Genomic DNA, 10,253 nt, shown 5'->3' on the forward strand with positions numbered 1-10,253 from the left:
CTTTTCATGAATCAGAAAGCACTATCTCGTTTGCTGGCAGCCGTTACATTATCAACGGCGCTGGTCTACCCGCAAGCTGCAAACGCAGCGGCTCCACCTCCGGCTTTGCATGACGACAATCCAAGTGGTCATTTTGGTGACTGGTACACAGGTGCGGTTCCTCCCAATGCATCCAAAGACAAGCCCGTGATCCTGTTTGTCCAAGGTCTGCACTCCACCTACAAAACCTGGTATACAACAGACGGATTTTATGATGCAGCCTATAACGCTGGGTATCGTACCGCATTTGTGCAGCTGAAGGACGCGGATGGTACTGGTGGCAACATGTGGACAAACGGAGCCAAGCTCGCCGAAGTCATTAAAAAGGTTGCAGATTATTATGGTGTTTCCAAAATCAATATCATTGCACATTCCAAAGGTGGCATCGATACACAGACAGCACTCGTCCACTATGGAGCGCATCCGTATGTTAACGTTGTTCACCAGCTTTCCACGCCAAACAAAGGTTCAGAATTGGCTGACATGGCGTACAGCAATTGGGCGGGATGGCTCGCCGACATTCTTGGCAAAAAAGACGATGCGGTGTATTCCCTGCAAACGTCATATATGGCCAACTTCCGTGCGCAGACTGACAGCCGTAGCGAAATTAGTTCAACAAAGACATACATGGCAGCTGGAACAGGGGATGATGGCATGTTTAGTGCTACCTGGTTTGCTCATGCAGTTCTTCCCGGTGAAGATGATGGTGCTGTTTCCGTTGATTCTGCCTTTGGTTTAACTTATGGGATCAAGAGCTTTACAAAAGACATTTCCCACGGTCAAATAGCGAAAGCCTCACAAACATGGGATCTGGTTCAGCCGAAATTGCAAAAGGCGTCCATTCGTGAACGTGCAAATAAAGTAAGCAAAGACGACAAATCAAAATCAACGAATGTAGAAGAGAGCTCCGTCATTCTCCGTGGCGGCGAAGTAGAAGACAACGTCTCGGAAACATTTTTCCTGGAGAGCGGAATCAATCAGTTGAATCTGGATACGATGACTTCGTCGGAAGACACCGTTGTGACCCTGATCAGTCCGTCTGGCAAAGAGTATGAAGCGGACCTCAGTGAAAAAAGCAAATCGGAGGATGAACCCGAGATATTCCAAGGTGCTGTTCATCACTTCATTGAAATAGAGGAGCCTGAAGCAGGCGAATGGACACTTGAAGTGGAGGGCTCTGACGACGCCTTTTTCATGGTTGCTTCGGTGGAAGGCGGAGAAGAAGCGAAAGTAAAGGCGAGCAAGAAGGTATTCAAGAAAGGCGACAAAGCGAAGATTTCCGTCGACCTGGGCAAAAACGAAATTGATCAATCGTTACTGGAAAAAGCTAACCTGACTCGTTCGCTGAACGGCGAAAAAGCAAGCGTCATTGATGAAGTGAAGTTTGCCGTAAAAGAAGATGAGCTTACTGGCAATTTTACCGTGCCGACTAAGCCAGGCGTTTATAATCTTTCCTTTGACGTAACCGGCATCAATGAGGATGGCGAACCATTTACACGCTCTATTAATTACAACTTTGCGGTAACAAATAGTGATGGAGAATTAGAAAAATAAGAGCAAACCATTTCACGGCCCTGAAAAAGGGTCGTTTTTTTTCTGCATACAACCGTATCCCAAATGGAAATTTAGTATGGAAGAGGCAGGAAAGGGAGCGTGCATCTGTATGATGAGGCTGTTTCGATACTTAACGTCCTACAAATGGCCGATCGCAGTGATATTGGTGCTTGTATTCGTCCAATCGTTATCCGATCTGTACTTGCCAACATTAATGGCGGATATCGTTGATGTCGGGATTGTGCAGGGGGACACCTTCTTTATTTGGAAGGTTGGCGGTTTTATGCTGCTCGTTGCTGCTGGTGGGGGCTTTTGTGCCATTGGAGCCAGTTACTTCTCATCCAAGGTTGCCATGAGCTTTGGTCGTGAGCTGCGTGCCAAGGTGTTTAACCAAGTAGAACACTATTCCATACAGGAGATCGACCAAATCGGTACAGCCTCGCTCATTACGAGAACAACGAACGATATTAACCAAGTACAACAGGTTTTGATCATGATTTTGCGTATAATGGTGGCTGCTCCCATGATGTGTATTGGTGGAATTATCATGGCTTCATCTAAGGATGCAAAGCTGACGCTTGTTCTTGCAGTAGCTGTTCCCATTCTAGCTTTAGCCATTTTCCTGATCGCACGAAAGGGGATGCCTCTTTTCAAAGTCATGCAAAAGAAGCTGGACAAACTGAATTTGGTCGTGAGGGAAGGCCTGACGGGAATTCGTGTGATCCGCTCGTTTAACCGCATGGATGTGGAGAAAAGGCGTTTTAACGAAGCGAATACCGATTTGACGCAGACAGCGATTAACGTGAATCGAATCATGGCAGCCTTGATGCCGATTATGATGCTGACCTTTAACTTGTCTGCTGTTGCCATTCTTTGGTTTGGTGGCATTCGCGTCAGTAATATGGACCTGCAAGTCGGTGATCTCATGGCGTTCATCCAATATGCGACACAGATCATGTTCTCGTTGGTCATGCTGTCCATGATCTTCGTCATGGTTCCCCGCGCTTCTGCGTCCGCTATCCGAATTAACGAAGTGTTGGATTTACATTCGACCATAATTGATCGCCCAGAGCCTGTGACGCGAACGAAAGCGACAACTTCAGGCACGGTGGAGTTTCAAGGTGTCACATTTTCTTACCCGGGTGCAGAGCATCCCGCATTGACCTCGATCACCTTTACAGCTCTTCCGGGGCAGACCACCGCGATTATCGGAGGGACAGGCTCTGGTAAATCGACGATACTCAATCTGGTTGAGCGATTCTACGATGTGACTTCCGGAGCTATTCGGGTAGACGGCCTTGACATACGTGACCTGCCTCTAGAGCAATTGCGAGCAAAAATTGGCTATGTCCCACAAAAAGTGCTGCTCTTTTCAGGCTCGATCGCCGACAATATACGCTTCGGTAAAGAAGACGCTACGGATGCCGAAATCGAGCATGCTGCAAAAATTGCGCAGGCCGGCGATTTTATTGCGAGTATGAAGGGCGGATACGAGGCAAACATTTCCCAAGGCGGTACGAACGTGTCCGGTGGACAAAAACAACGGCTATCGATTGCACGAGCAATAGTCCGTCAGCCGGCCATCTACATGTTTGATGACAGCTTTTCTGCGTTGGATTTCAAAACAGATGCGTTATTGCGAGCCGCATTAAAAGAAGAGATCGAGAAGAACCAATCCACATTAATCATTGTGGCTCAGCGGGTTAGCAGCGTGATGGACGCAGACCAGATTATCGTGCTGGATGAAGGCTCGATTGCGGGTATGGGGACACATGAAGAACTCATGAAAAACTGCGCAGTCTATCAGGAAATCGTACGATCCCAACTGACAGAGGAGGAGATCGCATGAGTGAGCCGCGAGGAGGTAAGCAAGCGACAAAGGGTGGCGGCCACATGGGTGGTCCGATGGGAATGGCGATGCCAGGAGCGAAAGCAAAGGACTTTAAAGGTACACTCAAGCGCTTGATCGGCTACTTTCGGCCACACCGTGTACAGCTGATCATTGTGTTTCTGGCTGCCGTTTTGAGTACGATCTTTGCTATTGTTAGTCCCAAACTGATGGGGAAGGCGACGACGAGTCTTTTCGCAGGCATGATTGGTCTTATGCAGGGACAGCCAAAGGAAATCGTATTTGACTTTGCGTATATCGCAAATATCCTGCTCCTTTTGATCGGATTGTATGTCATCAGTGCGCTGTTTAGCTATTTGCAGCAATATGTGATGGCAGGCGTTTCGCAGAAGATCGTCTATGACATGCGTGAGCAGGTAAATGAGAAATTGTCCCGTCTGCCGCTGAAATACTTTGATTCGAAAATGCATGGGGATATTTTGAGCCGTGTCACAAACGATATTGATAATATCAGCAACACGCTCCAGCAAAGCCTGACACAGCTCATCACTGCCATCGTGACGATCATTGGTGTCATCATTATGATGCTGACAATTAGCCCATTATTGACGCTCATTCTGATTTTGACGTTGCCGCTCAGTGCCATTGCTACGAAACAGATCGCCTCGAAGTCACAAAAGCATTTCATCGGACAGCAGAGCTCGCTTGGTGAATTGAATGGGCATGTAGAAGAAATGTTTACGGGGCATCAGGTTGTAAAGGCGTTTGGATATGAGAAGAAGTCACAGCAGACATTTGATCAAATCAATGAAAAGCTGTACGAAGCCGGATGGCGGGCGCAATTTATTTCAGGCATTATCATGCCGGTAATGAGTTTCATCGGAAATATCGGATACGTGCTTGTCTGCATTGTCGGCGGGATTCTCGCTACGAACGGTTCAATTGAAATCGGGGATATCCAAGCATTTATCCAATATACTCGTCAATTCACGATGCCAATTGCGCAAACAGCGAATATCGCCAACCTGATCCAGTCGACGATCGCTTCAGCGGAGCGGGTCTTTGAGGTTTTGGATGAAGAAGAGGAAGTGCCTGAAAGCAAAGAGCCAGTCACGATCGCAGCGCCTAAAGGCAAAGTGGAATTTCAGCATGTCAAGTTTGGTTATAAAGAAGGGCATTTGCTGATGCAAGACATCAATCTCGTAGTAGAACCTGGCCAAAAGATTGCGATCGTGGGCCCAACAGGTGCGGGTAAGACGACCATGATTAATTTGCTTATGCGCTTTTATGAGCTCAATGGCGGAGCGATTCTGATCGATGACGTCGATATTACACGCATGAAACGAAGCGATCTTCGCTCCCTGTTCGGCATGGTCCTGCAAGATACGTGGCTGTTTAACGGTACCATCCATGACAATTTGGCCTATGCACAACCAGACTTTTCTGATACGGGTATCATTCGCGCAGCGAAGGCAGCTCGCGCCGATCACTTTATTCGTACGCTACCAGATGGGTACAAGACGGTGTTAAATGAAGAAGCCTCCAATATTTCCCAAGGACAAAAACAGCTGTTGACCATCGCTCGTGCTATTTTGGCAGACCCAACAATTCTGATTTTGGATGAAGCAACAAGCAGCGTGGATACACGTACCGAGGTGCATATCCAGGAAGCGATGAATGAGCTGATGAAGGGGCGTACCAGCTTCGTGATCGCACATCGACTGTCTACGATCAGAAATGCAGACTTGATCCTCGTCATGAACAAGGGAACGATCATTGAACAAGGAACACATGACGAGTTGATGGAGCAAGATGGTTTTTATGCGGATTTATACAACAGTCAGTTTGCAGAGTCCACATCAGCAGGCTAAAAACGTTGCTTTACACGAAACCGCCAAGCAAGGGCGGTTTTATTGTTGGGAGAGGAAATGTGCAAGATGGCACGGTAATTGCTTGTAAATAAATCAAGCAAGTAAACCAGTTCTATGAATACGAAAGCGAGGGAAGAGAATGGAATTCCAGACAAACATCGGTGTATCAAAATCAGACAAGATTTATGTTCATGGCTATGATTTGACAGAAGAATTAATTGGACAGATCACCTTGGCGGATATGGCATTCCTAGGAGCAGCCCACCGGAAGCTGTGCAAGCTGCAGTCGCAGCCGGATTGTTGGGGGCGGGCTCTGTCTATCTTGGTGCGATGGAATACGTTGCTCAAATGCTCCAAGAAGGGTTGCAGAAGTACGGTGCCGATTGCGACAGGAAAGAGGTCGCCAAACGAATCTTGGGAGAGCGTGAAGAAAGAGGACTGCAAATGCCAGGGTTCGGGCATCCGATTCATAGACCTGTTGATCCACGCACACCAAAATTGTTTGCGTTGGCAGAGGAGCTAGGCTTTGCTGGAGATCATATGGCTATTATGAAAGAAATTCATGAGCAATTCAGCACGAAAAAAGGCAAACAGATCACGCTAAATGTTGCAGGTGCCATTGGCGCTGTGCTCTCGGATATGGGGTTGCACTACAGTGTCGTGAAATCATTTGCAGTCGCGGCGAGGGCCGTCGGACTGATTGCCCACATTGTGGAAGAAATCGAATCGGGCAGGAAAGATTGCATGGCACAGAAGCTATACGACTTTGTGGAGGAAAATACTCTCTACACCAATCGCATACCAGACGAAGTGAAGTAGTAAACCGACATCACTGTAAGAGGGGGATCGGATGACATGAACGTTACATTCAGCAGTGAAATAGAAGAGCTGCGCAAAGCTGTTCGGAGTTTTATCAGTGAGAAGGTCGACCCAGTCGCTGATCACATTGAACGCGAAGATCATATACCAGATCAAATCATGGAGATGTGTAAAGAAGTGGGATTGTTTGGACTGAGCATCCCCGAACAATACGGCGGACTGGGGATTGATATGCTTGCAAAATGCGCTATTTTTGAAGAGATTGGGAAAACAAGCAATGGATTTACGACCGTCATTGGTTGCCATAATGGCATCGGTTCTGTAGGGATTGCCGAAATGGGCACTGAAGAGCAAAAACGAAAATATTTGCCGCGCATGGCTACCGGTGAAATGATTGGTGCTTTCGCTTTAACAGAACCAAGTGCAGGATCAAATGCGACTAATTTAAAGACAAGGGCTGTACGAAAAGCAGACAAGTTCATCCTGAATGGCTCCAAACATTACATCACGAATGCGCCCATCGCTGGCATTTTTACGGTGATGGCTGTCACTGATCCTTCCATGGGAGCAAAAGGAATTACCTCCTTTTTAGTCGAGAAAGATTTCCCAGGCTTCGAGATCGGAAAAATTGAGGAAAAGATGGGCTTAAAGTGGCTCACACTCAAGAGGGAATGCTGGATTTGACCAGCGACATTTCTTGGCCCGCGTCATACAAGACGAAGGGTCATTTTTTATTTGACAGTGCTTTGTTATTAATATTTTTTATTTTCAGAATTATATATTGTCGTTTTTTCATCTGCCGCTTATAATTCTACTAGTGCATGAACTTCATATCCTAATTTTTTTGAAGTGTATACTTCGGAGTGAAACCTGAAATTGCTTTCCTGTTTGTAAGTAATGAACCTAAGGAGGCATGACATGAAGATGAATGAGTGGGAAGCGTCGTTTGAAGCATACGTCCAAAGGCTGATGGATGATTTTCAAGTTCCCGGTGCGATCATTGCTGTAGCCAAAGATGGAGAACTCACTTATGAAAAAGCGTTTGGTTATCGGGACCGCGAAAAGCAAGCTCCCATCGATCTGGATACGGTATTTGGGATCGGATCGATTACGAAGTCGTTTACATGCATGGCGATCATGCAGCTTCAGGAAGAAGGAAAGCTTTCCGTGCATGATCCGGTTATCACCTATTTGCCTGAATTTCGCACACCGAACGAAGCCCAAACGAAGAGCATCACCATTCATCATTTCATGACACATACCCTCGGATTTCCACCACTTCCAGCTCTCATTCCCGCAATGCTACCCAGCTTACAAGCCGATCCGACAGCAGAAGAATTACTCCAACATTTTGAAGCGCACTGTAAACACCCAATCGATACCTTCGAAGACCTCATGGCATATATAGAGAAGCTACCCTTTGAATTGTTGGGACCTGCTGGGACAGAATTCAGCTATTCGAACGAAGCTTTTGGCTTGCTAGGGGCAATTATTGAGCGGGTCAGCGGCAAAACATACGAAGCCTATGTCCAAGAGCAAATTTTACAGCCACTTGGCATGGAACGCACGGTTTTTCATGTGGAGGAATTAGGCGAGGACGACAATACTACCATGCTGTACACACGTCGCATGAATGATGGTGTTCGTGAAGTAGTACGTGCCCCCGGTTGGTGGGATGCTCCTTCCATGCGTGCAGCAGGCTTCCTCAAATCGTCCGCACGTGACATGCTTCGGTATGCGGATGTTTATCGGACAGGCGGGCTTTCAAATGGAGCGAGAATCGTCTCGGAAGATAGCGCCTCACAAATGACTGCCCCTCATGTCCGTATTGATTTGAGCCGCAGCTATGGTTACGGACTCGGCGTGTTTCCATTTTCCGAAGAGTACACTTTACTTACCCATACCGGCGGCTTAAAAGGGATGACCGCGCAAATGTTCATCGTCCCAGAGGCGGGAGTAACTGGTATTCTTTTGACCAACATGGATGATGCCCCCATTTCCAATCTGACATTAGGGCTGTTGAACAGCATGTTCGGTCGCCCGCTCGAGACGCAGTTCGCCTCGTTTTCCGAATGGGAAGTGCCGCTTGCTTACTTGCAGCAATGCCCCGGTACATATAAATCCGGAGAAGGTGACGTAGTAGAGATTAAATTCGATGAAACACAGAGACAGCTCGTACTCGTTTTAGGCAGTGATGTGTTCCCACTGCGTTCCGTTGGCGAAGATACGTTTTTGTTCACGCGCCACAACATCGATTCACTCATCCGCTTTGTTCGCCATCCAGACGGTGAGATCAGGCGCTTGGCGTTTGGTTCGCGCCAAATGTCGAAAGCAGTCTAATTTAAAATAGGGAGGCAGTTTCGCATGAAGGTGTTTATTTCGCTGGACATGGAAGGGATCTCTGGACTAAGCGAATGGGAGGATGTTATCCCCGGTCGCAGACATTATGAAGCGGGGAGAAGACTACTGACACAAGATGTAAATGCGGCGATTGAGGGTGCACTGGAAGCAGGAGCTACCGAAATTATCGTCAATGAGTCTCATGGACCGATGAACAATATCATTCTGGAAGAATTGCATCCACAGGCAGATGTCATCCGTGGTTTTTTCAAGCCTCTCTGTATGATGCAGGGGATCGACAGTAGCTGCGATGCCGCATTTTTCATCGGTTATCATGGAAAAGCGGGAACAGGAGATGCGGTACTCAATCATACATTGTCTGGCCTCGCTATCCATCGGCTTATCTTAAATGGCAAAGAGGTGGGCGAAGCAGGTTTAAATGCAGCAATCGCTGGAGCCTTTGGTGTCCCTGTCGTACTCGTTACCGGAGATTCCCAGACGGCCAAAGAGGTCGAAGAAGATATCCCTGGAGTCTTTACAGTCGCCGTGAAAACTGGGATAACCGGACTCTCGTCGCAAGCGATGCATCCCGTTCGTGCGAGAGAGCTAATCCGTCAGCAAGCAAAAGAAGCATTGCTCCATCGCAGTACAGTTAAACCGCTCGAGCAAAGAGCAGAGAATACGATAGAAGTCGAGTTTACGAAATCACAATTTGCCACAGCAGTCAGCTGGATGCCAGGAATTGAACTCATTGAAGGACGAACGGTACGCTTCCATTCGCCTGATCTTGTTAGCATGATGCCCGTCTTGCAAGCCATGCTGTTGATAACCGGGCAAGTGAATCGGATGATTACTGGTTAAGTAAACCAAAAATGCAGCCCCTCATCACGAGGATCGCTGCATTTTTTTCGTTTTAGTTCAGTTGCTTATGGCTCTTCAAATACGCAAGGGCATTATATATCATTTCGGCTGCTTCTTCACGCGTGATGGGCTTTTGCGGATGAAGCTTGTTTTCCTTATCCAATTCGATAATATCTCTTGCCAAAGCTCGTTGAATGGAGCCTTGGTAATCCACGGTGAGTTCATGGTCATCTCGGATTTCTACTGGTACTAGTTTGATCATCGGAAGATTGCCCTTGGTCTCCATGACTCTCATCAGCTGGTGAATGAACTGCTCTTTGGTCCATTTAGCATTCGGATCGAGATCAGCTGGTAACTCCAATCCGTTCGCAGCGGCTATGATCAGACTCTCTGCATACCAAGCATCGTTATCTGCTTTGGAAAAAAAGTCAGTAGCTTGTGGAGCCTTTACAAAACGGATCGCTGCCAGACTCAAATCAAAGGCATTTACAATCAGTTGAATACCTTGAGCAGCCGTTATCGTTTCATTAGGTGCAAATTTGCTATCCTCTACGCCTTTTATTACGCCTTGTTGCTGTAAGGCAAGAATTTTATCTTTCGCTCCCGATTGGGCAAGATCCGTAAATGGAGTCGTTGCAGCAAAGCTTGGTTGGGCGAATGATACAGTTAAAAAAGCAAGGATGGAAAGAGACATCATATTTTGTCTGACATTCATGGTAGCCACCTCGTCTATTTTTGAAGTTTCACTCCATTTGACGAGGAACAACTGACAACGTTTCAACTTTCTTCATCATAATTCAAGTGCCATTATTCTTTTACACAGTGGGGCGCAGAGGAACATGGTTCTCCCACTTCCTTCGTCACGGCGAGCGAATCAAGCGACAGTTTTATGGAGATGATGAAAAAAGACTGCTGAAACT

General features: G+C 47.1%; 7 protein-coding genes and 1 pseudogene. 7 read left to right on the forward strand and 1 reads right to left on the reverse strand.

The features are described 5' to 3' along the window. Positions 1-6 precede the first annotated feature (6 nt). The 7 genes and pseudogenes from ACM6JA_RS16245 to ACM6JA_RS16275 all read left to right on the forward strand — a co-directional run bounded on the left by ACM6JA_RS16245 (position 7) and on the right by ACM6JA_RS16275 (position 9,333). Positions 7-1,593: an esterase/lipase family protein gene (locus tag ACM6JA_RS16245; protein WP_414853116.1), complete on the forward strand. Its 1,587-nt coding sequence runs from the start codon at positions 7-9 to the stop codon at positions 1,591-1,593. Positions 1,594-1,702: 109 nt separating this feature from the next. Beyond that, a complete protein-coding gene (locus tag ACM6JA_RS16250; protein ID WP_414853117.1) occupies positions 1,703-3,442 on the forward strand; it encodes an ABC transporter ATP-binding protein in 1,740 nt (579 codons plus the stop codon). Further along, positions 3,439-5,313: an ABC transporter ATP-binding protein gene (locus tag ACM6JA_RS16255; protein ID WP_414853118.1), complete on the forward strand. Its 1,875-nt coding sequence runs from the start codon at positions 3,439-3,441 to the stop codon at positions 5,311-5,313. The genes ACM6JA_RS16250 and ACM6JA_RS16255 overlap by 4 nt, the downstream gene beginning before the upstream one ends. Before the next feature lie 273 nt (positions 5,314-5,586). Beyond that, the gene (locus tag ACM6JA_RS16260; RefSeq protein ID WP_414853119.1) at positions 5,587-6,132 is read left to right on the forward strand and encodes a citrate/2-methylcitrate synthase; all 546 of its coding nucleotides are present in this window, start codon (positions 5,587-5,589) and stop codon (positions 6,130-6,132) included. A 36-nt stretch (positions 6,133-6,168) separates the two neighbouring features. Further along, positions 6,169-6,783, forward strand: a pseudogene (locus ACM6JA_RS16265) (acyl-CoA dehydrogenase family protein); the annotation flags it as partial. Between the two features lie 267 nt (positions 6,784-7,050). Beyond that, positions 7,051-8,472, forward strand: a complete 1,422-nt coding sequence (locus ACM6JA_RS16270) for a serine hydrolase domain-containing protein (RefSeq protein WP_414853120.1) — start codon at positions 7,051-7,053, stop codon at positions 8,470-8,472. 24 nt (positions 8,473-8,496) lie between these two features. After that, complete coding sequence (locus tag ACM6JA_RS16275) at positions 8,497-9,333, forward strand: M55 family metallopeptidase (protein WP_414853121.1); 837 nt, start codon at positions 8,497-8,499, stop codon at positions 9,331-9,333. Positions 9,334-9,385: 52 nt separating this feature from the next. On the opposite strand, the gene ACM6JA_RS16280 is transcribed toward ACM6JA_RS16275, so the two are convergent. Further along, positions 9,386-10,048: an S-layer homology domain-containing protein gene (locus tag ACM6JA_RS16280; RefSeq protein ID WP_414853122.1), complete on the reverse strand. Its 663-nt coding sequence runs from the start codon at positions 10,046-10,048 to the stop codon at positions 9,386-9,388. Positions 10,049-10,253: the final 205 nt, after the last annotated feature.

Origin of the sequence: Brevibacillus sp. IT-7CA2 (assembly GCF_949767855.1) — a bacterium.
Lineage (GTDB): Bacteria > Bacillota > Bacilli > Brevibacillales > Brevibacillaceae > Brevibacillus.

Coding starts and splice junctions, on each gene's coding strand:
- ACM6JA_RS16245 (WP_414853116.1), top strand. CDS start 7: ATGAATCAGAAAGCACTATCTCGTTTGCTGGCAGCCGTTACATTATCA.
- ACM6JA_RS16250 (WP_414853117.1), top strand. CDS start 1,703: ATGATGAGGCTGTTTCGATACTTAACGTCCTACAAATGGCCGATCGCA.
- ACM6JA_RS16255 (WP_414853118.1), top strand. CDS start 3,439: ATGAGTGAGCCGCGAGGAGGTAAGCAAGCGACAAAGGGTGGCGGCCAC.
- ACM6JA_RS16270 (WP_414853120.1), top strand. CDS start 7,051: ATGAAGATGAATGAGTGGGAAGCGTCGTTTGAAGCATACGTCCAAAGG.
- ACM6JA_RS16275 (WP_414853121.1), top strand. CDS start 8,497: ATGAAGGTGTTTATTTCGCTGGACATGGAAGGGATCTCTGGACTAAGC.
- ACM6JA_RS16280 (WP_414853122.1), bottom strand. CDS start 10,048: ATGAATGTCAGACAAAATATGATGTCTCTTTCCATCCTTGCTTTTTTA.